Source organism: Aphanizomenon flos-aquae FACHB-1287, from assembly GCF_014698755.1.
In the GTDB taxonomy this organism is placed as follows: Bacteria; Cyanobacteriota; Cyanobacteriia; order Cyanobacteriales; family Nostocaceae; genus Dolichospermum; species Dolichospermum flosaquae.
Map to the genome: position 1 here is coordinate 1 of NZ_JACJTO010000012.1, position 23,461 is coordinate 23,461.

At 36.0% G+C, this 23,461-nt stretch carries 25 protein-coding genes and 1 pseudogene; 14 read left to right on the plus strand and 12 right to left on the minus strand.

Translation table 11 applies throughout. The features are described from left to right. Window positions 1-255 precede the first annotated feature (255 nt). On the plus strand, window positions 256-855 hold the full coding sequence (locus tag H6G44_RS07835) for a GNAT family N-acetyltransferase (protein ID WP_375379355.1): 600 nt from the start codon (window positions 256-258) through the stop codon (window positions 853-855). Window positions 856-940: 85 nt separating this feature from the next. Here the strand turns inward: H6G44_RS07835 and H6G44_RS07840 are convergent, their stop codons facing one another. From H6G44_RS07840 to H6G44_RS07855, 4 genes are all read right to left on the minus strand, one after another. Continuing rightward, window positions 941-2,077, minus strand: coding sequence for a histidinol-phosphate transaminase (locus H6G44_RS07840; RefSeq protein ID WP_190385938.1), 1,137 nt, complete (start codon window positions 2,075-2,077; stop codon window positions 941-943). 100 nt (window positions 2,078-2,177) lie between these two features. After that, window positions 2,178-2,645, minus strand: coding sequence for a tetratricopeptide repeat protein (locus tag H6G44_RS07845; RefSeq protein WP_190385939.1), 468 nt, complete (start codon window positions 2,643-2,645; stop codon window positions 2,178-2,180). Between the two features lie 4 nt (window positions 2,646-2,649). Next, a complete protein-coding gene (locus H6G44_RS07850) occupies window positions 2,650-3,591 on the minus strand; it encodes a homogentisate phytyltransferase (protein ID WP_190385940.1) in 942 nt (313 codons plus the stop codon). 161 nt (window positions 3,592-3,752) lie between these two features. Next, on the minus strand, window positions 3,753-4,595 hold the full coding sequence (locus tag H6G44_RS07855) for a methyltransferase domain-containing protein (RefSeq protein WP_190385941.1): 843 nt from the start codon (window positions 4,593-4,595) through the stop codon (window positions 3,753-3,755). Between the two features lie 171 nt (window positions 4,596-4,766). On the opposite strand from H6G44_RS07855, the gene H6G44_RS07860 reads away from it, so the two are divergent. Then, complete coding sequence (locus tag H6G44_RS07860; RefSeq protein ID WP_190385942.1) at window positions 4,767-6,122, plus strand: TrkH family potassium uptake protein; 1,356 nt, start codon at window positions 4,767-4,769, stop codon at window positions 6,120-6,122. 170 nt (window positions 6,123-6,292) lie between these two features. After that, a complete protein-coding gene (locus H6G44_RS07865; RefSeq protein WP_190385943.1) occupies window positions 6,293-6,988 on the plus strand; it encodes a potassium channel family protein in 696 nt (231 codons plus the stop codon). 47 nt (window positions 6,989-7,035) lie between these two features. Here the strand turns inward: H6G44_RS07865 and H6G44_RS07870 are convergent, their stop codons facing one another. Both H6G44_RS07870 and queA read right to left on the minus strand, forming a co-directional pair. After that, window positions 7,036-8,166: a tetratricopeptide repeat protein gene (locus H6G44_RS07870; protein WP_190385944.1), complete on the minus strand. Its 1,131-nt coding sequence runs from the start codon at window positions 8,164-8,166 to the stop codon at window positions 7,036-7,038. Window positions 8,167-8,246: 80 nt separating this feature from the next. Next, the gene (gene queA, locus H6G44_RS07875) at window positions 8,247-9,389 is read right to left on the minus strand and encodes a tRNA preQ1(34) S-adenosylmethionine ribosyltransferase-isomerase QueA (RefSeq protein ID WP_190385945.1); all 1,143 of its coding nucleotides are present in this window, start codon (window positions 9,387-9,389) and stop codon (window positions 8,247-8,249) included. A 157-nt stretch (window positions 9,390-9,546) separates the two neighbouring features. Between queA and H6G44_RS07880 the strand changes: the two genes are divergently transcribed. Continuing rightward, window positions 9,547-9,936, plus strand: a complete 390-nt coding sequence (locus tag H6G44_RS07880; RefSeq protein WP_190386018.1) for a hypothetical protein — start codon at window positions 9,547-9,549, stop codon at window positions 9,934-9,936. A 64-nt stretch (window positions 9,937-10,000) separates the two neighbouring features. Here the strand turns inward: H6G44_RS07880 and H6G44_RS07885 are convergent, their stop codons facing one another. Beyond that, window positions 10,001-10,441 (minus strand): YraN family protein, encoded by a 441-nt coding sequence (locus H6G44_RS07885; RefSeq protein ID WP_190385946.1) that lies wholly within the window; start codon window positions 10,439-10,441, stop codon window positions 10,001-10,003. A 14-nt stretch (window positions 10,442-10,455) separates the two neighbouring features. Here H6G44_RS07885 and H6G44_RS07890 point away from each other — a divergent pair, with 14 nt between their 5' ends. Further along, entirely contained in the window at window positions 10,456-10,959 is a 504-nt protein-coding gene (locus tag H6G44_RS07890) for a pentapeptide repeat-containing protein (protein WP_190385947.1), read from the plus strand. 56 nt (window positions 10,960-11,015) lie between these two features. Here the strand turns inward: H6G44_RS07890 and H6G44_RS07895 are convergent, their stop codons facing one another. Further along, the gene (locus tag H6G44_RS07895) at window positions 11,016-11,627 is read right to left on the minus strand and encodes a Uma2 family endonuclease (protein WP_190385948.1); all 612 of its coding nucleotides are present in this window, start codon (window positions 11,625-11,627) and stop codon (window positions 11,016-11,018) included. Window positions 11,628-11,722: 95 nt separating this feature from the next. On the opposite strand from H6G44_RS07895, the gene H6G44_RS07900 reads away from it, so the two are divergent. After that, window positions 11,723-12,613 (plus strand): ATP adenylyltransferase family protein, encoded by an 891-nt coding sequence (locus tag H6G44_RS07900; protein WP_190385949.1) that lies wholly within the window; start codon window positions 11,723-11,725, stop codon window positions 12,611-12,613. Window positions 12,614-12,767: 154 nt separating this feature from the next. On the opposite strand, the gene H6G44_RS07905 is transcribed toward H6G44_RS07900, so the two are convergent. Beyond that, window positions 12,768-15,038 carry a RelA/SpoT family protein gene (locus H6G44_RS07905; RefSeq protein WP_190385950.1) on the minus strand — a complete coding sequence of 757 codons (2,271 nt, stop codon included), beginning with the start codon at window positions 15,036-15,038 and terminating at the stop codon, window positions 12,768-12,770. Between the two features lie 269 nt (window positions 15,039-15,307). Between H6G44_RS07905 and patD the strand changes: the two genes are divergently transcribed. From patD to H6G44_RS07925, 4 genes are all read left to right on the plus strand, one after another. Beyond that, the gene (patD, locus tag H6G44_RS07910; RefSeq protein ID WP_190385951.1) at window positions 15,308-15,664 is read left to right on the plus strand and encodes a heterocyst frequency control protein PatD; all 357 of its coding nucleotides are present in this window, start codon (window positions 15,308-15,310) and stop codon (window positions 15,662-15,664) included. Window positions 15,665-15,830: 166 nt separating this feature from the next. Continuing rightward, window positions 15,831-17,060 carry a hypothetical protein gene (locus tag H6G44_RS07915; RefSeq protein WP_190385952.1) on the plus strand — a complete coding sequence of 410 codons (1,230 nt, stop codon included), beginning with the start codon at window positions 15,831-15,833 and terminating at the stop codon, window positions 17,058-17,060. 161 nt (window positions 17,061-17,221) lie between these two features. Beyond that, on the plus strand, window positions 17,222-17,557 hold the full coding sequence (trxA, locus tag H6G44_RS07920; RefSeq protein WP_190385953.1) for a thioredoxin: 336 nt from the start codon (window positions 17,222-17,224) through the stop codon (window positions 17,555-17,557). A 167-nt stretch (window positions 17,558-17,724) separates the two neighbouring features. Then, window positions 17,725-18,381: a nitroreductase family protein gene (locus H6G44_RS07925; RefSeq protein ID WP_190385954.1), complete on the plus strand. Its 657-nt coding sequence runs from the start codon at window positions 17,725-17,727 to the stop codon at window positions 18,379-18,381. A gap of 73 nt (window positions 18,382-18,454) precedes the next feature. Here H6G44_RS07925 and thrS read toward each other — a convergent pair whose 3' ends face one another. After that, window positions 18,455-20,275: a threonine--tRNA ligase gene (gene thrS, locus H6G44_RS07930; protein ID WP_190385955.1), complete on the minus strand. Its 1,821-nt coding sequence runs from the start codon at window positions 20,273-20,275 to the stop codon at window positions 18,455-18,457. A gap of 360 nt (window positions 20,276-20,635) precedes the next feature. Between thrS and H6G44_RS07935 the strand changes: the two genes are divergently transcribed. The 3 genes and pseudogenes from H6G44_RS07935 to H6G44_RS07945 form a co-directional block, all read left to right on the plus strand. Beyond that, entirely contained in the window at window positions 20,636-20,953 is a 318-nt protein-coding gene (locus tag H6G44_RS07935; RefSeq protein WP_190385956.1) for a DUF2605 domain-containing protein, read from the plus strand. Between the two features lie 243 nt (window positions 20,954-21,196). After that, window positions 21,197-21,517: a DUF2973 domain-containing protein gene (locus H6G44_RS07940; protein WP_190385957.1), complete on the plus strand. Its 321-nt coding sequence runs from the start codon at window positions 21,197-21,199 to the stop codon at window positions 21,515-21,517. Between the two features lie 278 nt (window positions 21,518-21,795). Then, window positions 21,796-22,131, plus strand: a pseudogene (locus H6G44_RS07945) (zinc ribbon domain-containing protein); the annotation flags it as partial. On the opposite strand, the gene H6G44_RS07950 reads toward H6G44_RS07945, so the two are convergent. Next, window positions 22,109-22,564: a SufE family protein gene (locus tag H6G44_RS07950; protein WP_190385958.1), complete on the minus strand. Its 456-nt coding sequence runs from the start codon at window positions 22,562-22,564 to the stop codon at window positions 22,109-22,111. The pseudogene H6G44_RS07945 and the gene H6G44_RS07950 overlap by 23 nt on opposite strands. Before the next feature lie 226 nt (window positions 22,565-22,790). Between H6G44_RS07950 and psaK the strand changes: the two genes are divergently transcribed. Next, window positions 22,791-23,051 carry a photosystem I reaction center subunit PsaK gene (gene psaK / locus H6G44_RS07955; RefSeq protein ID WP_190385959.1) on the plus strand — a complete coding sequence of 87 codons (261 nt, stop codon included), beginning with the start codon at window positions 22,791-22,793 and terminating at the stop codon, window positions 23,049-23,051. 129 nt (window positions 23,052-23,180) lie between these two features. On the opposite strand, the gene H6G44_RS07960 is transcribed toward psaK, so the two are convergent. Further along, complete coding sequence (locus tag H6G44_RS07960) at window positions 23,181-23,435, minus strand: hypothetical protein (RefSeq protein WP_199291750.1); 255 nt, start codon at window positions 23,433-23,435, stop codon at window positions 23,181-23,183. Between the last annotated feature and the right edge of the window lie 26 nt (window positions 23,436-23,461).

Here is a 23,461-nt window from a genome sequence, read left to right on the forward strand (position 1 = left end):
GGTTAATGCTATTACTGATGAAAATGCTCTCAATTGGTTTAATCATTGTGGATTGTTTTTTGACCCTATTTAGATAGCTATTCTTGTACTGGACTTGATATCAAACTGCTGTAATTATGACTAACCAAGATACGGAAATATATCCTGTTATAGCTGTTGCTAAGTAGATGAAGAGGGATGGTAATCAAAAAAAGTCAGATACCAACTTTCAATCATCTTCTTCCTCCTATTAATCAAATTAATCCCCGACTAGCTTTGAAATCTTGGTTTTTTAGCCCTATCCAACCCCAAGCAAGACCAGAAACAGGTACTTTACCTATTATTGGACAACTCCAAATTCGTAGAGCTACATCTGATGATTTAATAAATATTGCCCAAATTGTAGCCGAAAGCTTTCACTCCCAGGAAGGTTTATGGGGTTGGGCTTTTCCCTTATTTCGTATGGGTATTTATGAAGACCTAAGACATCGTCTTCTGTTTCCTATGTCCCGTCATATTTGCTTAGTTGCTGTTGACACTGCTACTGAAGATCAAAAAATTATGGGAACTATAGAAATAGGTATCAGGTTGATAGATTCTTGGACTAGTGCAAATTCGGCTTTTCCTTATCTATCTAATTTAGCTATTCACCCCAGTTATCGCCGATTGGGTGTAGGTTCTAGTTTACTGATTCACTGTGAGCAAATTTCCCTAGAATGGGGATTTCAAGACTTGTATCTCCATGTTTTGGAAAATAATCATCACGCCTGTCAGCTTTATTTTAAGTTAGCATATCAGGTGCATAAAATTGAATCTCCTTGGGATCTACTTTTCTTTAGTCGCTCACGTCGTATATTACTACATAAGCGTATATAGGATAAGTCAAGATTTACATTAAAAAAGTATGAGTAACTAAAAATGTATATTGATACGGCCGTCAATAATTTATTGTTAATCGTTACTATTTTAAAACTGCTTGTATGCGTTCTAGAGTGCGAGTGTTTTCTGCTGGTGTACCGATAGTGATTCTTAACCCACTAGGTAGAAGTCTAATGAGAGTACCCTGACTTCTGAGTTTTTGGTTAATTTTTGTTAAAAATGTAGCTAGTGAGTGAGAATCATCAGTTTTAACACGCAAGTAAATGAAGTTAGTGGTGCTGGGTGTAATTTCTAGGTTCGGATGTGATGATAAAACTGTGATCATTTTGGTTCTTTCACTGAGAGTCTGGGGAATTGATTCCAGTAAAAGTTGCCGATTTTCTAAAGCCATAAGGGCAGAAGTAATGGAAAAGCTGGGAAGATTGTAAGGAAGACGGACTTTTTCTAGAATAGCGATCGCATTTGGATGAGCGATACAATAACCTACACGCATGGCTGCGAGACGGAAAGCTTTGGAAAAGGTGCGTAATATTATCCAGTTAGGATGTTGCAATAATTCTGTAACTAAGGTAGTTTGACTAAATTCAAAGTAAGCTTCATCAATAACTACCAAAATCTCTTCTGGTAAACTTTTTAACCATTCTATTTCCCTTGTTGTTAAACAATTGCCCGTAGGAGAATTAGGATGAACAACAAAAACGACGCGAATAGGGGGGTTTTGTGTTTGTTTAATGGCAGATTTGGCAGCTTCTAAATCAGTTTCAAAGTTGCTTTGATTTCTCCCTATGGTGACAACAGGAATGGCCAAAGTCTGGGCTAAAATTCCATACATTGAAAAGGTAGGATTGGCAACTAATATAGAACCTTCTCCTCCTAAACTAGTGGCAATTAATAGGGATCTAATTAATTCATCTGAACCATTACCGACGGAAATATTTGCAGCAGTGAATGTTGAATTTGAGAGATTTGCGGATTCATTGACATATTCAGAAATAGCATTTTTCAGAGTTTCATATCCACCATCAGGATAACGATTAGTTTCAATAACTTTTTGATAAATCCCAGCTAATTTTTCTTTAATTTCTGGTGGTAGATCTAATGGACTTTCATTAGTATCTAATCTATCAAATTGAATAGGAACAGGTTCAGCACTATCACTACCGGGATGAGCTTTATAAGCGTTAAATTGGGATAAATCGGAACGGATAAATTTAAACATTTTTTGTTAGTTGTAGGGGTTTAGAAATGCTAAACCCTGTTATTTTGCAATTTTCATGAGAATCAAGAAGCTTTAATCGACAGCAAAAGAGTCATTTTAATTATTGTAATTTAGCAGCCATTTTATCTAATAATAGACTAACCTTTTTCGCTCTTTCGGGTTGACGCTGTTTTTGCAATAACTCTTTTGCTTGTAGTAGATTGGTTTTTGCTTCTGTTTCCTGTTGTTCCTGCATGAGAATATTCGCTAAACGTAAATAAGCGTCAGGATTTTTGGGACTGCTATCAATTACTTCACAATATAATGCTTTTGCTTCAGCAATTTGTCCCCGCTGATTTAAAATATCTCCTAACAGCAAATGTACCATATCATTGGTAGAGTTGATAGCAATAATTTTTCTAAATGCTATTTCGGCATTTTCAAAATCTTTCGCTTGATAAAAATTGATTCCTTTTTGAAATAAATTAGAGGTAATCAATGTTTTAATACTTAAATAACCAAGAATTGCCAGACCAAAAATGACTACAGAAACCGCGATAATATTAGATGTGGGAAATGTTGATAACATGATTTTAAGCTAATAAACAGGAGACGGGAAAAATTAGATATTCAATGAAAAACAATTTCCAGATAAATTGATAGAAGTTAGTAATGGCTTTTGTGTTTTGTAAATCAACCCCTGCACCTTGCCACCACATCACAATTAAAGTTATTGTATGGGTAATTAAAACAAAAATGGTGTTAACTTCCGCAAGATGAAATAATGCTACTAAAATCATGCCTCCATAACAAATTGTTAATACCCAAAGTGCCAGATTAAATACTTTTTGTTGTCCGAGTTGGAGGGTAAAAGTTGTGATATTATAAACTCTATCACCTTCCATATCAGGAATATCTTTGAAAATAGCGATCGCAAATGTAAATACTAAGATAAAAATCGTTAAAGCCCAAACTGCACCTGGAATACCTTGGCTTCTTTGCAATACCCAACTAAAATGCAAAAACAAACCTAAATTAACAATCGTTCCCCGCACCGAAAAAATACATAAAGCCGCCCAAAAAGGAAACTGTTTTAACCGAATTGGTGGTAAAGAATAAGCCGTACCGATTGCTAAACTTATCGTTACCATTCCCATTAAAAAAGGTCCAGTTAACAAGGCTACAGCCAAAGCCAAAATACCAGCAATAACAACAATTAATTGTCCTTGTCCTTTGGTAAATTCACCCGAAGCTAAAGGTAAATCAGGTTTATTGATTTTATCAATATCAATATCTTCCAATTGATTCAAACCAACAATATAAATATTACCACTTATACAAGCAATCCATGTTCCTAAAATTTGCCCAATATGCAAACCAGAAAAACTTGTAGAAGTGACACCCAGAGTAATTAAATATAAACCCAAAACACTCAAACTTGTTCCCATAATTGTATGAGGACGGGAAAACTTCCAAAAAGAATAAAACCAACTTTTTGGAGAAACAGCCGAACTTTGTTGATAAAATTGATTCATTTTTACCCTTTATTATTCTTAAGCACCTAAAAAAATTGAACTGATACCATTTCTTAATGAAACCGAGCCAAATTTCCCAAACTTGTCTTCTTCTCCGTGTCCTCTGTGCCTCTGTGGTTCGTTAATCTTTAAATTGAGCATATTTTCATACAAAATTCAACTTACTTTGTCCCGCGTAATAAACCAAAGCGAACTAACCCAGTTTCATAACCTCGACGCATTAACCCCAAAGACAATGCTCCTTGAATTGTACTCCAACCCGCCATTAATAAACCGATAAATGCTTGGGGCGTAAATGCTGAATCAATTACCACATTCCAAAAAGGTGCAACTGCGGTTGACCAATCAGCCGTGCGAATATTAGTTAATGGTAATTGCCAAGCGATCGCTTCATACTCCGCTAAAGAAATTACATACGGTAAACAATAGACCTGATAAATATCCTGCAAGTGCTTTTGTTCATCCGCAGTCAGTGGTGACTTATCCGTATTTCGATGACACCATGTCACCATAATCAAAGTCCCACCGGGTTTTAACACGCGATAGCACTCTTGCAAAAATTTAGTTTTATCTGGCATATGTTCACCGCTTTCTAGTGACCATACCAAATCAAAAGAATTATCCTCAAAGGGCATTTCCTGGGCATTGGCCACCATGAATCTAGCCTTTTGACTCAAATTCATTGCTAAAGATCTTTCCATGGCTCTAGCGGCTTGTACAGGACTCAATGTAATTCCCGTGGCATTTGCCCCAAACTTTTCAGCTAAGTATAAAGAACTACCACCTATTCCACAGCCCACATCAAGGATATTTTTAGCACTATGAACATCAGCCCATTTTAGCAGTTCTTCAATTAAATCAATTTGTGCTTGACGGCGTTCTTTCACCTGTTTACCATCTACACCATAATAACCGTGGTGCATATGTTCTCCCCAAATCTGCTCCCATAGACTGGAAGAAGCATCGTAAAATTCCTGAATTTGCTTGTAAAGTATTTGGCTCATTAATTTAGTAATAAAAAGATTACAGGAAATTGAAAAAATATATTCTTAGGCTACCATCTATGTTTTTAATTAGATAGGGCTATTATTTCGCCTGGGAATAACTGATTAATTCTACCTTGCGAATCTTGAAAATAACCTAAATACACAAATTTTCTTGGTTTTTAATTATTTATGACTGTTGCTCGGACAATTTGTTTGGGGTTTATCGCTGTCATTCTCTTAGGAACAATTCTCTTAACCATGCCTTTTTCTACTGGTAATGGTAATTGGAATGATCCCATTGTGGCATTATTTACTTCCACCTCCGCAGTTTGTGTGACTGGTTTAGCAGTGGTAGACACTGGTACTGACTTTTCCTTTTTAGGTCAGTTATTTATTGCTCTTTTAGCCCAAATTGGTGGTTTAGGTTATATGACAACTACCACATTTTTAATGTTATTAATGGGCAGAAAATTTGATTTGCGACAAAAAGTAGCAATTCAACAAGCTTTAGATCGTCCGGGGATGAGTGGAAGCACTCAAATTATCCGTTCTATTATTGCAACTACCCTATTGTTTGAACTTACGGGAGTATTGCTATTAATGATAGCTTTTGTCCCGGAAAAAGGTTGGCAAGAAGGAACTTGGTTAGCAATTTTTCATAGTGTTAGTGCTTGGAATAATGCTGGATTTAGTCTATTTAAAGATAATTTAATCAGTTATCAATCTTCTCCTTTAGTGATTTTAACAATTGGCACATTAATTATTTTTGGAGGTATTGGTTATCAGGTAATTTTGGATATGTATTTATGGTTGAGAGATAGCTTTACTTATCAAAGTAATCGCATCATCAAAAAAACAAGTTTTTTAACATTTTCCCTAGATTTTAAAGTTGCTATGAGTACAACTTTAATATTATTAATATTAGGCACAATTGCTCTTTTCTTAATAGAAGTTAGAAATGATAGTACCTTTGGAAAACTAAATTTATCCGACAAACTATTAGTTGCTTGGTTTCAGTCAGTTACTACCAGAACCGCTGGTTTTAATAGTATTGATATTGGGAAAATGACCAATGCTGGATTATTCATTATGATTGCTCTCATGTTTATTGGTGCAAGTCCTGGAGGTACAGGAGGAGGAATTAAAACCACAACTTTACGAGTGATTACGAGTTGTACAAAGGCAATTTTGCAAGGGAAAGAGGAGGTATTATTATATAATCGCAAAATTGCCATATCATTAATTTTGAAAGCCGTGGGTGTGGTGTTTGGTTCATTAGCAACAGTGATTGTAGCTACGGTTTTAATTAGTATTACCGACCCGGAATTTCCCTTTATTCAAATTCTTTTTGAAGTAGTATCAGCCTTTGGTACAGTGGGACTTTCTACAGGAATTACAGCTACTGTTTCTACCGCAGCCAAATTAATTTTAATTCTCACCATGTATATTGGTCGAGTTGGTATTTTACTATTAATGTCATCCATACTAGGTGATCCTCGTCCTAGCAGAATTCATTATCCTGAAGAAAATCTCCTTGTAGGATAATTACCAATTACCAATTACCAATTACCAATTACCCATTACCAATTACCCATTACCCATTACCCATTACCAATTACCAATTACCCATTACCAATTACCAATTACCCATTACCCATTACCCATTACCCATTACCCATTACCCATTACCCATTACCCATTACCCATTACCAATTATGAATCTTTCATCATTAAAATTTCTTCGCAGTTTACGTAAAGATAACCACCAATTTGCTGTCATTGGTTTAGGTAGATTTGGTCGTTCTGTTTGTTCAACATTGCATAATTTAGGTTATCAAGTATTAGCTACAGACGTTGACGAAAAACGGGTTTCTGAGGCTTTGAATGAGCAAATAGTCAGTCATGCTTTACAACTAGATTCAACCGAACCAGCAGCACTAAAAGAAGCCGGAATTTTTGAATTTGATACAGTAATTATAGCCATTGGTAACTACGTTCAAGAAAGTATTATTACTACTTTAAACGTAAAAGAAGGAGGTGTACCTCACGTAATTGCTAAAGCCTCTAGTGAAGTTCACCATAAATTATTAAATCGAGTGGGAGCAGATCATGTAGTATTTCCTGAATATGAAGCCGGTTGTGCTTTAGCACGAACACTGACAAAACCAGGAATTTTAGAAAGATTTGATCTTGACCCAGATAATAGTATTGTGGAGTTAATTGTTCCTGATGAATTTCATGGGAAAACTATTGCTGAACTTCAACTTCGTAACCGTTATGGTTTAAATATGTTGGCCGTAAGTCATGATAGTAAATTTATCATCAATCCTGAACCAACTAAACGTTTAGAAAAAGGTTCTGTAATGGTAGTAATTGGTTGTAATAAAGATATTAACCGGTTACCAATGTAGGGAACAGGAAACAGAGAATAATAATTTTCTCAATTACCAATTACCCATTATTTTGGATTTGTCATTTGTTTATTTGGTGTCAAATTTAGTAAAGTAGTTTTGTCCCTTACTGAAGTATTTATAGGTAAGTCTTCAACTGGGGGAAGATTTGCCGGCAGTTGTTCAACTGGTGGGGTAATAATTGGTGTTCCATTATTGGGTTGATTTACTGGCAATTGCTTGGGTGCTAAAATCTGGGTAATTTGCTGCATGATTTGTTCTGTTTTAGTCACTTGCTCAATATTTCCCTCTTTTATGTACTGTTCACGAGCACGTTTTAAGGCTCGAGCAGATTCATTCCAAGCACCTTGATTATACAAAGTTACTCCTAAATTATAATAAGCTGAGGTATTTTTAGCATTTTGAACAACTGCTTGTTGATAAATATTAATTGCTTCGGCAGTTCGGCCTTGATTTACTAAAAGACTACCCAAATTATTATAGGCTAGAAAATTTTCAGGATCTATTTTTAAAACTTCCTGATAGGCAGAAATAGCCGCTTCTATTTGACCTTCTTGTTGTTGAACAATTGCTAAATTAAAGTAGGCCTTTTTATGATTTCTGTTTAGGTTAATTGCTTGTTGATAGGCAGCAATTGCATCTTGACGCTGTTCTTGTTCATACAATAAAACTCCTGTATTATAATAGGCATCAGCTAAAGTAGGAGTAACAACTAAGGCTTGACGATAAGCTGTAATTGCGGCTTCTTTTTGCCCTTGTCTTTGCAAAGCTACACCTAAATTATAATAAGCTTCTCCCAAATTGGGACTTAATCTAATAGCTTCTCCAAATTCTTGGATAGCTAAATTGAGACGATTTTGCTGCAAAAAAATGTTCCCTAAATAATTTCGCGCTGTGCCAATATTAGGGTCTCGCTCTAAGGCTTTGCGAAAAGCAATTTCTGAATTCTGAAAATCTTGACGATTATAAAATGTTACCCCCTGTTGAAAAAATATAGCTGCATCTAAATCTTGAGAAACAACTTCTGCTGCTAATAGCTTACTATTAGGAGCATGAATAATTGCAGGTAAGGTCAACATTAAAAATGCAGAAGAAGTAGAGATAATAGTCGTTAATACTTGCTTGTACGTAGCCAGGACTACGTTGAAATGCGGAAATTTATGAAATATCTGATACATAATTTACCACCCCTTAGTTATAATCAACTTAATCTCAATTAGATTATCTATTACTTCATTAAAAATTCATCAAAAATTCATCATTGAATATTTTTTCCTTCTGGTAAAATCAACATGGCATCACCGAACGAATAAAAGCGATATTGGGCAGCGATAGCTTGTTCATAAAGATCTAACAATCTTTTTCTACCAATTAAAGCACTAACCAGCATTAATAAACTAGAACGGGGTAAATGAAAATTGGTGATTAAACCCTCCACAACCTGCCATTTATACCCAGGATAAATAAACAAATTTGTTTGACCCACAAAAGGCTGTAAAGCTCCTAATTGTGCAGCACCTTCCAAAGCCCTTACCGCTGTTGTTCCCACCGCAATAATTCGTCCCCCAGCGGCCCGAGTAGCCAGAACTTGCTCAACGGTATCAGAAGAAACTTCAATCCATTCTTTGTGCATGACATGATTAGTAACGTCTTTAACTTCTACTGGGCGGAAAGTACCTATACCAACATGAAGAGTAATAAAAGCCTGGTTAATACCATAATTACGCAGTTTTTCTAATAAACTTGGTGTAAAATGCAATCCTGCTGTTGGGGCAGCGATCGCTCCTTGTTCTTGAGCATACACCGTCTGATATTGTTCATCAGCAGCCGTAGAAGCCGTAATATAAGGAGGTAGTGGAATCTGTCCAAACTTCCCTAACACCTGCACTAAAGGAACTTCTGGGGGTAAATCAAACTGTAATAAACGCCCCCCAGTTTCTGGGTCTGACTCTACAACTGTTGCCCTTAATTCCTGTTTTTCCCCATCGCCCACCGCTGTAAAAATAATCTCACTACCCACCTTAAACCGTTTACCGGGTTTTACTAAAGCTAACCAGCAATTATGCCTCCGTTCCTCTAACAGTAATACCTCCACTTCTGCACCCGTAGATCTACAACCATACAACCGAGCGGGAATTACTTTTGTATTATTCATAACTAGTAAATCCCCTGGCTTCAGTAATTCCGATAAATCACGGAAAATATGATGTAAAGGTGGTATAGTTTTACCAGTTTCAGCAGAATTAACAACCAATAACTTAGAACTATCTCTAGGAACAGCAGGATTTTGAGCAATTAATTCTGGTGGAAGTTCGTAGTCATAACTAGACAACAAACAATCTAAATTGATATCATTTGCAGCTTCTAGTTGTGTTTGATTTTGTAGTATTTGTTGTTTCATAATTAGTTAATTAATTGGTTCAAAAGTTATTTGTTTTTGCTCAAATTGGGTAAATCTCCCCATATAAAGACGGGTGCTTTTACCCTACCAGGAATTTCACTCAATTGAAGACAATAGATAGGTAAAACTAAACTAAATGTGACCCCATAAAATCATGATGGAATATTTATATTACTTAGGCAATGCCAGTCTTACACTGAGAATTGTTCAATACTTACACAGTAGACCGCAACTTCCTGTTTCCTTTGTCAGCATAATTCATCAAATTGATGGTTGGATAGTGAGGATTAAATTTAGAGAACCAGTCTCAGATCAACAAAATGGCGATTTTCGGGCTTTTCTCAATGAATTAGGCATTAGCTATCAGCCAGCAATGAGAGTACAAATGGCACTTTGGAGTTTAGAGTCGGGACAAGCTACTGTAGACGTAATGCGCCGTTATCAAGTAGCAATTGTTTCTCATGGTAGCCCGGAAAGAGAAGAAATTGAAGCCTTTAGACAGCAGTTTGTTCGAGGTTTAGGATATTGTCCCGAAACACTGGCTTAAACAATTCAAAGTTCAAAATTATTCCCGTATGATCACGAAGTGAAAAATAATTGCCCCATGATTATTATTGGTCAAAAGCTGCTTCAATATATTGGTGCAGCCTAAAGTCATATCCAGATATAGATAAACGTTCTAAAAAATCTTTAGGAATAATTTTTTTAGTTTGTAGTTGATAGTCAACAAGCGCCACATCAAAGCGACAAGAAAAATTAGCTTTTTCGGGATATTCAGCTAAAAATATTTCCGCAGTTTGCCAGATTTTCGCTTGTTTTTGGAGAGTAATGGCATTTTTACCTCCTTCGTCCCAATTACGAGAACTTCGGGTTTTTACTTCTACAAATGCCAACATTGTATCTTGATATTGGGCAATAATATCAATTTCTCCCCAGCGACACCAAAAGCGCCGACGCAAAATTTCCCAACCTGTAGATTGTAACCATTTTGCTACTAGGTCTTCACCTATGTTCCCAATATCTGCATAATTAAATGGAGAAGGATTAGCCATTCAATCACAATACCATGAATACTAAACATCAAAATTGGATAAATATATTTAGTTTACTACTTTGGGTGATGATTTCCGCCACAGTTTTAATGGGTTTTGTTACCCCTGCTGTAGCGCTGGAATATAACAAAGAAATTCTCGTCAACTCTGATTTTTCTGGACGTGATTTAAGAGACTCTAGTTTTACTAAAGCCAACCTTCGCTATAGTAATTTTAGTAACTCTGATTTAACTGGTGTAAGTTTTTTTGCTGCTAATTTAGAATCAGCAAATTTACAGGGTGCTAACCTCACTAATGCTACATTAGATTCCGCCCGTCTGATTAAAGCTGATTTAACTAATGCTATTTTAGAAGGGGCTTTTGCCGCTAATGCTAAATTTGATGGCGCTATAATTGATGGTGCTGATTTTACAGATACCCTACTGCGTCGAGATGAAAAAAATAAATTATGTAAGGTAGCTAAAGGTACTAATCCCGTGACAGGTAGGGAGACAAGAGATACTTTATATTGTTCTTAGATTTAGATCAGATCCTCAACTTCTTTGAGAAGTCGGGGATCTGATGCTTACGGTATTTATATATTTTGTAAAATTTGTGAAAGTGTTAATTTGAGTTCTGGAAATAATGGCGATATAATTAAATCATCACATCTAAATTGATTAACTATGTATTCATCATCAACTAAAGAATAAATAGAAATAGTTGGTTGTTTAGGATTACCAATAAATCTTTTACCACCGAAAGCACCATAATCAACTATCCAATATTCAGGAATACCCATTGATTCATAATCATTAGTTTTATGAGTATAATCGGTTTGCCAATTACTGCTAACAATTTCTATCACTAAAGGAACTGAAGCAGCTTGAGTAACGGTTGATTCTTTTTTCCACAAAGGTTCATTAAGTAAGTTAGCAGGATTTAGTAACAAAATATCAGGCAAATAGGCAGATTCAGATTTTGCTGCTTTGATGAATGTTGTTTTAGGTATGAGGTAAGAAAGATTAAGTCTATCTAATTCTCCTGATATCTTACGAACTAAAAAACCAATTACAAATTCATGATCTCCTACTGGTGGGTTCATTTCTACAATTTCTCCATTATGTAATTCATAACGTGATCCTGTTTCTGGATAAAATTGGATAAATTCTTCAAAGCTTACGAATTTGGTTAATGTTTGAACCATGATTCACCTCTAGAATGGTGATAATTTGCTGATTTCAATTATAATATAGAGAAATCAGATTTGGTTTATAAATTGATTAATTGATGATATAAAATATGAATCAGCTAAAAATCCTCCTTGAACCCGGTACATTATGGACAAGCATCAAAACTACAACAGAGCAGGCTTTAAAATCTGGAGCTTTAAAATCTATTCCCACAGAATTGGAAATTATTGAACAAAATGGAGTACAATTTATAGTCAGAATTTTAGCAAATCTCAACCGTAAAGAAGCTGATAAAGAAAAACAAAATCAACAAATTACTAAAACCCGTAAAGAGTTTAATCCTTTTTTACCTTATGAAAAAGATTTATTTGTAGCAGATATTTCTGATACTCATGTTTGTATTTTAAATAAGTTTAATGTTGTTGATTTTCACCTATTAATTATTACCCGCATTTTTGAAGAACAGGAAAGCTTACTTACCCTACAAGATTTTACAGCAATGTGGACTTGTTTAGGGGAATTTGAAGGTTTAGTATTTTATAATGGTGGTAAACTTGCTGGTGCGAGTCAACGACATAAACATTTACAAATTGTCCCTTTTTCAGAAACAGATATTCCTATTTCCCCGCTTTTAAAAACAGCAAAATTAGAAAATGATATGGGAACTATCCGAGAATTTCCCTTTTTACACGCTTTTACTAATCTTAATAGGGGAGAAAGTCCAAAAATAACCTTAGAAAAATATCATACTTTACTCCAGAAAATGGGAATTAAACCCCTAGAAAATAATCTCCAATCAGGAGCATATAATCTTTTAATTACACAAAAATGGATGTTAATTGTTCCACGTAAACAAGAGGAAATTGAGGGAATTTCTATCAACTCTTTGGGGTTTGCTGGTGCATTATTAGTCAAAAATCAACAACAAATGGAATTAGTTAAAAATATCAAACCTATGGAAATTTTAAGCAAAGTTGCTTTTCCTGTACAACAAAATTAAATATTTAGACTACAATACAAGTGTTAATCGACTTACCCATATAAATAAAATCCTCGACTTCTTAATTTGCCCCAGAAATCGAGGATTTAAATGTTATGCTGACCCCTTTTTTGCCTTTGCGCGAAACAAAATTGAAAATAGCTGTAAGATCCTATTAACCGCAGTCCTCAGTCTCACAAACACGACGAACATTGAGAATATCACTCATCTTTTTAATTTGAACAAATAGACCTTCCAACTGAACACAGTCGCGCACATCAATTCCCAAATCAATCAAAGCAGGTTGTCCCAGACAAGTTTTTACTTGAGCATGACGGACATTAATACCTTTATCACTTAATCGAGATAGAACATCTTTCAATACTCCTACTCTGTCTAGGGCTTCAATTTGTAAATTAATGGGATAGGTACGTGGTCGATTGCAGTTTTCAATAACTGAATTCCAACGCACTGGTACTAAACGCTCACATTCAACATTACTTAGATTATGACAGCCTTGACGGTGTACAGAAATACCACGTCCTCGTGTCACCACACCTACAATGGGTTCACCAGGAATGGGGGTACAACAACCAGCAATATGATGAACTAAACCCTCTAGTCCAACAATTGGGGAATCACCACCACGGGAGGTAGGTAAAGCGTCCCGTGAGCTTCTTGACGTTGATTCCTTGGGGATAAATGGAATCACATCACTAACAGGTTGTCTAGCTTTAACGACTTCCTGCCAACGATTCAGCACTACATTTAAGGTGACTTCCCCATAACCTAAACTGGCCAGTAAATCCTCCACACTATGATAATTACACTTTTCCGCCACAGTTTCCATGGCATCCGATTTGAGCAAATTCTCAAAACCAGCTTTCCCCAATTCCTTTTCTAATAAATCCCGTCCCCTGGCAATATTTTCTTCTCGACGCGATCTCTTATACCATTGTTTAATGCGATACTTAGCTACCGAAGTGCTGACAAAATTTAACCAATCTAAACTGGGGTGACAATTTTTCTGGGTAATAATGTCAACAATATCACCATTATGTAATCGCGTTGACAGGGGAACAATCCGCCCATTAACTCGCGCTCCTGCACAGTGATTTCCGACTTCCGTATGAATCCGATAGGCAAAATCTATACTTGTAGAACCAGGACTTAAAGGGATAACATCTCCCTTGGGAGTGAAGACATAAACGCCATCTTCAAATAGATTATCCTTAACACTATCTAAGTATTCTTGAGCATCTTTTAAATCACTTTGCCAATCTAGCAATTGGCGTAACCAAGTAAATTTTTCATCAGAACTTGTTAAGTGAGTATTCTCAGAACCACCTGTTTCTTTATACTTCCAATGAGCAGCAATTCCGTATTCCGCGATATGGTGCATTTCCAGAGTGCGAATTTGCACTTCTAAGGGTCTTCCTGTGAAACCAATTACCCCAGTATGTAGAGATTGATAATTGTTTGGTTTAGGCAGACCTATATAATCTTTAAATCTACCAGGAATGGGACGAAAAGTATCATGAACCACAGCTAAAGCTCGATAGCATTCTTCATTAGTTTCGACAATAATTCGCAGCGCCGCTAAATCGTAAATTTCATGAAATTCCTTTTGCTGTCGCCGCATTTTTTGATAAATGCTATAAAGGTGTTTAGGACGACCGCTAATTTCCAAACAATTAATACCCGCTTTGAGTAACCGACGGTGCAGAGTATCCGTAGCTTTGAGTAGCTTTTCTTCTCTGGCTGTGCGTTTTTCAGCCACACATTCCTGAGTTTCTCGATAGGATTCCGGTTCTAAATATTTAAATGCTAGATCTTCTAATTCCCACTTAATCTGCCAAATTCCTAAACGATTCGCCAAAGGTGCAAAAATATCTCGTGTTTCCTGGGCGCTGCGTTGACGACTAGCTTCTGACATATATTGGAGAGTCCGCATATTATGCAAACGGTCTGCCAGTTTCACGACAATTACGCGAATATCTTGGGCCATAGCCAAAAACATTCGTCGGAAGTTTTCCGCTTGACCTTCGGTTTTGCTGGTAAAATTTATTTTCGATAGTTTGGTAACACCTTCTACCAAGCGCCGTACTTCTTGTCCAAAACGTGCTTCTATATCTTCATTTGTAACTTCTGTATCTTCAACTACATCATGAAGTAAACCGGCTGCTATCATAGTAGGACTACCACCTAATTCCCGGAGAATTTCGGCTACAGCGACAGGATGGGCAATATATGGTTCTCCTGATTTCCGAATTTGACCTTCATGTAGTTGATATGCAAACTGAAATGCTCGACAAATTAAGGCGTTACCGTTATACGTTCGTTCTTCTTCTTCTGTCAAGATTGGCGCTGGTGGTGCGATTAAACATTTGTTCAGCCAGTCCGGGAGAACAACATCAGTAGGGGGTTTGATAGCTACACTACTCATAAAATAAAAAAGTTAATTTGTGCATAGGTCAAGAGATAAGCAAAATTGACAGGATGCTTATAAAAGAGATACTGTTGCCTGAATACTTAGAGACAATGCCCTAATTGCTTGTAGTTATCATCGTTGCCTGCTAAGATCATAAAAAATCTATTAACGGCAACCAAGTCTCAAATCTTGAGTTGAGTCTTGTGATTTTGATAATAAACAAAAGAAATTTCGGTTGTATGAGAAAATTTTCTTGACAATAATATTATCTTAACTAGCAACAAATGTATTTAAATTGTGATAAATATCAGGAATTGGCAACATTTATAAACGAGTTACGAACTAATGTAACAACAGATAAACCCAATGCTGAGGAATTACGGTTAAATTTAACTAAGTTACAGATATTTTTTTTACAGCAAATTATTCCTTTAGTTGACGCTAATTCCCAGGAACAGTCCTATAAAACGGAAATAAGTAAACAGTTGCGACTCCTGGAAGTGGATATAATGTTTCTCCAAGGAGCAAAGCAATTAACAACATTACAGTCTAGATTAAAAACTATTGAAGAACGTCTTGATACTTTAATCAGATATTGTCAAGCTATTACCCAGCCTATGGAAGCGCGGGAATCAAAGTAGGAATTTGTCTCACGCGGCGCCTCTGCGTGAGACAAAAATATTTAACCTACTCACGAAAAATACAACTAACTACTTAATAAGTATATAAAACTTAACAAAAAAAATACCAAAGTAACCAGAAAATGGTAAATTAATTTCAGTTGTAACTATTCTAAATCTCGTTTATATGTTTACCAGAATCCGTCGGCTTTTAAATCGGTTTTTTAATAACTCTCGGACACTTAACAACGAACCACTAAATAAGGTGAGTTTGATTGTCATTATTTTAGTTGATATTTTCATTTTAATTAATGTTTTTACGGGTTTAAATGATATTAGTCAATGGTATCTTAGCCCGTCTCAATCTTATCCATGTTATTTTGAATGGAACGATTATAAAGCAAATACTAGCAAAAACAAAGATTATGAATTTTTGAGAAGTTCTGAGCTAAAAATTCAACAAACATATCAAAATGCAGAAGATGGACATTTAGGTAAGGTTTCCAAAATCTGTTTGAACTATGCTGAATCTAAAGATAAACTGAATAATCCTGAAAATCAGAAAATTATCACGACGATAAATCAGACGCAAGATAAAATTAGTCGTCTTGAACAAGCAAATGCTACCATTCTTCAGCAATACGATTCTACACTTTTAGAAAAAATTGCTGGTCAGTCTTCAGGTAATTCTATTAATCAGGTTCGCGCCGAAAAAGCTAAACAAGAATTAGCACAAAATAATCAGAAAATTTCTAACTTAAAACAGGAAATTGCTAATCTACAAAATCAACTGCTGACAAAACCTGAAAGTATTAATTTTCTGGTTTTTATCAAAGATGAAACTAAATTTGAGCAAATAAAAAAAGGTTATGAAAACGCATCATTTTGGTATCCTAGTATCCAATTGTTTTTTCAATCTATTTTTCTATTGCCTTTGATTGCAATTGCATTATTAGTTAATAGCTTCAGTCAACGCAGAAGATATGGATTAATCAGTCTAATAAGCTGGCATTTGTTAGTTATATTTCTCATACCCTTAATTTTGAAGGTATTTGAATTTTTACAAATTGGTGTAATCTTTCAATTATTGTTTAATCTGATTAGCTTCCTATTTGGTGGGCTAATTTTCCTAATTAATTATCTTTATATTTTGCTAATTCCCGTCATTGGTTTTGGCATAATTAAATTCTTCCAAACCATCGTATTTAATCCTCAAGTTCAAGCAGTTAACAGGATTCAACAATCACGCTGTATTCGGTGTGCTAAGAAAATTCGTTCTCAAGATAGCCATTGTCCTCATTGCGGTTATGATCAATATATTGAATGTCATAATTGCCATAATTTGACTTATAGAGGATTACCTTATTGTTATCATTGTGGTGCAGATCAAAATTCTAGTAATCTAGAACAGAGTTAAAAATCAAAAGGTATAATTTGTAAATGTTGGGTTTCACTGTCGCAACCCAACTTACATACACAAAAAGAAACTTAGTAAAATTAAACTTAGCATCATGTTTCTTCACCTATTTATTAGATATTATCAAATTAATAACTCAAGTCTAGAGAGACAATTTATTTATGTCATCAATTACTAACGTCACTGAAGCTACATTTAAACAAGAAGTATTAGAAAGTCAAACCCCTGTTTTAGTTGATTTTTGGGCTCCTTGGTGTGGTCCTTGTAAAATGCTAACCCCCGTAGTAGAAGAAGTAGCTACAGAATACGCAGAACAAATAAAAGTAGTAAAACTGAATACAGATCAAAATCCCACCGTTGCTAGTCATTACGGGATTCGGACTATTCCCACTTTGATGATATTTAAAGGAGGAAGACAAATCAAAACAGTTGTTGGTGCTGTTGCTAAAGCTACCTTAGCTGATACCTTAGAAAAATATATTACCGGAGATAAGTAATCAAAAACAGAGATATCAGCCATAAAAACTCCGTATTTACCTCCTCTGCGTCTCTGCGTGATCAGAAAATACCCTGTAATGAATAAAATAATCAAAAATTCAGTCAATTGAACTGCATACACAAAAGTGTTAAACTAAGCGCATACAACAAAACAGAGGAGAATAGCGTGAGTTCCACCGAAATCAAAGCCTTAGATGTACCTAGTGCTATCATACAACGTCGTTCCATCAAAACCTTCAAACCAGATCCTATTTCCCCAGAACTACTCAAACAATTAGTAGAATTAACCGTAGCTGCACCCAGTAGTTATAACATCCAATCGTGGAAAATAGTGTTAGTTCAAAACGAAACCCAGAAAAAAGCATTATGTGCGGCTGCTTACAATCAAAATCAAATTATTCAAGCGCCTGTTACCTTTGTTTTCGCTGCTGACGCTGCTGCGGGAGAAAAAAATTTAACACCTATTTTAGAACAAGGTGCAACTACCGGAGCTTGGAATGAGCAAACAGTCAATTATTTTAAAAATGCTATTCCTCAATTTCAAATGCACTTAGGGGATAAGCGCCGAGAATATGCCATTAAAGATGCGATGATAGCTGCTACAAATTTAGTATTAGCAGCGGAAAGTCTGGGTTTATCCACTTGCTTTATGAATGGTTGGATTGAAGAACAGGTCAAAGTTGTAATTGGGGCAGAAAATGACCCAGATATCGGTATTGCTGTTTTAGTACCCGTAGGTTATGCGGCCGAACCTCGTTTAAATCCTGGTCGTCTACCATTATCGGTTAATGTTTCTGTAGATAGATTGGACAATCCATTCTAACCATACATCTAACCATACATGATTTTGAATTAATCTACTTTTAGGCTGGGTAAGTCCCCAGCCCATTCTTTAACTAGAAGTTGCTAAAGTTAGTAATTGCTTCGGTGATTTTGTCCATGACTTCATTCACGGTGATGATTCCCAATTCCCCGGAAGCACGGGTACGAATACTCAAGCTGTTGGTTTCGACTTCCTTCGCACCAATCACCGCCATTACAGGTATTTTATCCTTTTCTGCGTTACGAATCAATTTACCCAAGCGATCGCCACTGGTATCCACTTCTGCACGAATACCTAACGCAACCATCTTGGCTGCCACTTCTTTGGTAAAATCTAATTGAAGATCACCTACAGGTAATAACCTGATTTGCACAGGTGCTAACCACAAGGGAAAATCACCCGCATACTCTTCAATCAAAATCCCAATTAACCTTTCCAGAGAACCAAAGGGGGCGCGGTGAATCATGACCGGACGCTTACGCGAACCATCCTCAGCCACGTATTCTAAATCAAACCGTTCCGGTAAATTATAATCTACCTGCACTGTTCCTAATTGCCATTCTCGTTCTAAAGCATCACTGAAAATAAAATCCAGTTTAGGACCATAAAAAGCCGCTTCCCCAATCCCTTCAAAATGCTCCATTCCCAATTGTTGCACAGCCCGACGAATCGCCCCTTCTGCTTTATCCCAAACTTCATCCCCACCAATATATTTATCACTGGCTGGGTCACGAAAACTCAATCTAGCTTTAAAATTCTTTAATTGCAGACTTTTGAAAACGCTCAAAATCAAGTCTACAACATTCAGAAATTCACTATCTAGCTGTTCGGGAGTCACAAATAAATGAGAATCATCAACTGTAAAACCCCGCACCCTGGTTAAACCACCCAATTCCCCAGACTGTTCATAACGGTAAACTGTACCAAATTCCGCCAACCGCATCGGTAATTCCCGATAGGAGCGTAATTCACTCTTGTATATTTGAATATGGAAAGGGCAGTTCATTGGTTTGAGAACAAAACCCTGTTCTATGGCTTTTGCTTCCTCATTTTCAGCCATTAACGGAAACATATCTTCTTTGTATTTCTGCCAGTGTCCAGATGTTTTAAATAAATCAACTCTGGCAATATGGGGAGTAACTACAGGTAAATAACCCCGTTTTAATTGTTCTTTTTTGAGAAAGTCCTCTAAAATCGTTCTTAACAAAGTCCCCTTCGGAGTCCACAAGGGTAAACCAGGACCAACTAAATCAGAAAAGATAAATAATCCCAGTTCTTTACCTATTTTACGATGATCACGGCGTAAAGCTTCTTCTTTGCGGCGTTTGTACTCAGCTAGTTGTTCGGGAGTTTCCCAAGCCGTAGCATAAATGCGTTGTAACTGAGCCTTATTTTCATCTCCCCGCCAATAAGCACCCGCAACGCTTTCTAATTCTATAGCTTTGGGATTAATTTCGCTAGTATTTTCGACGTGAGGACCAGCGCACAAATCCCACCATTGCTCTCCTAAATGGTAAATTGTAATGGGTTCTTGTTTGATATCACCCAGAATTTCTAACTTATAGGGTTCTTTAATAGCTTCTATGCGGTGTTGTGCTTCTTCTCGGCTGACTTCTTCCCGAATTAACGGCAATTTACGATTAATAATCTTCACCATTTCTTTTTGAATGGTTTTCAAATCCTTATCACTAAAGGGTTCTGGACTATCAAAGTCATAATAAAACCCATTCTCAATCCAAGGTCCAATTGTGACTTGCGCTTTGGGAAACAGCTTTTGTACTGCCATTGCCATGATATGGGAAGCTGTATGGCGAATCTTTTTTAATGTTTCTGACTCGCTGGTACGGGGTAAATAGATTTTTTCGACTGGTTGGGTTTCTTGATTTGGCGACATCGGCTGTTAAACTTTTGGCGAAGTGTTAAAATAAACTTGACAAAAAATATCTTTACAAAATAAATAATAGTCCACTGGCTATGGTTTCTCCTAATTTAGCCCAACTACAGCCCCTTGGTAGAAAACAGGTCAAAAACTTCCTAATTTTTCTTTCTTCTCAACTTGTCCATAATTTGTTCCTTTAGACATACCACATTACTCCCCAAGAGCTTTACAAGTTTCTTGCCAAATTTATATAATTGTCTATCAGGTGGGGAGTCACAGATTTTTTAATTTTTGTATAGAAACTTATGAACTGATTGTTAAGAATCGTAAATAATGTTAATATAAAACAAGAATTAGGAAATATGCTTCTCATATATGGGACACTCAAATATACCAAGCTCTGATTTACTGAAATCAGTCTTAGAACCCCTGTTAGAGGATTTTCAATATTGGTTTGAGCGATATCGTCAAATCTTGGAAAATGAGAAAATCCAATTCATGAGTGATCAAGAGCAACTAAACTTACTTAAGCGAGTTAAAGATGCACAAGATCAACTCAATGCCTTTAAAATGTTATTTACGGCAACTGACCAACAGGTAGGAATTGATATGGCAACTGTAATGCCTTGGCATCAATTAGTTACAGAATGTTGGGGTGTGGGAATGCGCTTAGGTCAGTCAAAGGAATCATAAACCCCTTGACAAAATCTAAATCAAGCGGAAATTGTGAAAATATTAGACAATTCTTAACATTTTTTTCATAAAAAAATAATGTGCCTCATGTTACCTTAATCTTAATATAAGGATTGCATCATATAACATAGGCTCACAAGTAAAGAATTTTACATTCTTTTTTTACCGTAAATTATTTATTTACGGAGTTTTAAGATTTACAAGATAAGATTTTTAACCTTTGCTGTTTTGGAGGAAAATTCCATGCTACACCTGCTTTATATTTTAGCCTTCACTGTTTTGGCATTCATGGCCGTTGGTAATTTAATTCGCAATCTGATCATGTTCAGTTTTGATAGGGAAAGGACTTATCCAAATCATCAATCATCACAAGGTGGCTTTGGTTATTATGCAGCTAGAAAGCAGTATGTCCCCCATCCTGAATTGTTAGATAGTGCAGGTAATATGATTAAAGAACCACTGTTGGTAATGCGTTCAATTAATCTTGACGATGCGCGGGAACAGTTAGATGCTCTTTATGAATCTTCTCCTGGTCAGAAAATTGATAGATCAGAAGGAGCATAATTTATCATCACCAAATAGGGGCAACTCTCTGTGGTTGCCACCCCCCGCTGTTGATTTTTCGAGTTTCCAATCCTTAATCTAGTAGTTTACCAGGAAAACTGGGAAGTTTGAAAGCCCCTGAGAAATAGGAACGAAGTTCCGTCCTTCGTGCTTCAGACAGGGGATGAAAAACGACACGGGCGGTTTTAACCGTCTTCAGTATTTTATCTCTAATCCTGTTGACAGTTTTACGCTATCGAAATAACAGCAATAGATGATGCAATTCGCACCGCTCAATTCGTTTTCGTGTCTGGCTTGAATATTTTGGGAAAGTATTCAAGAGGGTAACAGTAGCGGTTAACCCGCAATACACTAGCCAAGAATGCTCTAGCTGTGGTAAAATTGTCAAGAAATCTCTGTCCAATAGAACGCATATTTGTAAATGCGGTTGTGTGATGGATAGAGATGAAAATGGAGCTAGAAATATCCTGAGTCGAGGATTGAGTACCGTAGGGCATACGGGAACTTTTGCGCTAGACGCAAGCAACGCTTTAGGAGATAAGACCTCTATTCAGGTTGGAGAAATCCTATCTGGGCAAGTCATGTCTTTGATTAAAGAATCCCCGTCTCTTTAGAGCGGGGGGTGTCAAATTCCCAGGCTTTTTTCTGCATTGTTTTGAAAATATTATAAAATCCATTAGCACGGGAAGGTGTCAAACTTACATTTAAACCAGTCTCTTGAATAAAATCAGGAGTAAGCTGGACTATTTCTGTGGGTGTTGATCCGTTTAATCCCTCTATTAGGAGTGCCAATAATCCCTTAGTTAATTGGGAGTCAGAATCACCCTGAAATATTACTTTACCGTCTTCTAATGATGCGGTAACATAAACTTGAGAAACACAACCTGGAACTTTATTTTCTGGGAGTTTACCATTTTCAGGGAAGGCTTGTAGCTTTTGAGCATACCAGATTAACTGTTCATAGCGTCGTTTTGGTTCTGTGGAGCGTTGAAAGCGTTGGACGATTTTATTGAGTGCAGGTGGTAAGGAGTCAAGGGTTGAGGACATGATCAATTCAGAAAATAATTACTCTCATCTTAGCAATTACCAGCCATTCTAGATACCGTTAAGACGACGGCAAACATCAAAAATTATTATTAATAATAGCATTCTTTTCTATTATGTAGTGAAAACAAATATTAAGATTTGTTGCAAAGTCAGCAATGATACAAACTGTTGTCGATCAATATTTAGATGATATTGATAAATGTCTGAAAATATGGGAGTAAATTAGATGTTGATTTCAAGCTTACTCGCTACTGCGACTGCACCTCTAGAATGGAGTTCTAATATGGGCATAATTATGATTATTGCCAATATTTTTGCTATTGCTGTTGGTAAATTTACTATTGAGCGCCCTCACTCTAAACCTGAATTACCAGCACCTCAACTTTTTGGTGGTTTTGGTTTACCTGCGGTACTAGCAACTGCTTCCTTTGGGCATATTTTGGGAGTAGGTATTATTTTAGGACTACACAGTATTGGTAAAATCTAAATTTTGCTAATTAGAAACTAGGGAAAGGAATATATTTTCCTTTTCCGTTTTATAAAATTTACATATTAGTGAAAACTCTATGAATTTTCATCAAGTTAAGGTTATTTAAAAATTACTTCCTCTCTAATCTCAATATTTAAAGCCCGTTGAACTTTCAAATGTTATTGCTGCTATCCAAATGTCATTTTCATCAAAACCTAATTCAGTGATTTTAGTTATTTGACGTTTAGTTTTTTGCTTTGGTCCAAATTTGTTAATTAATCCGGCTTTTATTTGTCCATAAATTTTAGCAGTTAGATCATCTACATAATAAACTCGAATATCTGCGATAAATTGCTCAATACGAGTTAAATTTTCTTGCTTATAACTAGAATTTTGTGCCATATAATTTAGCTCTTATTTGTCTGAAT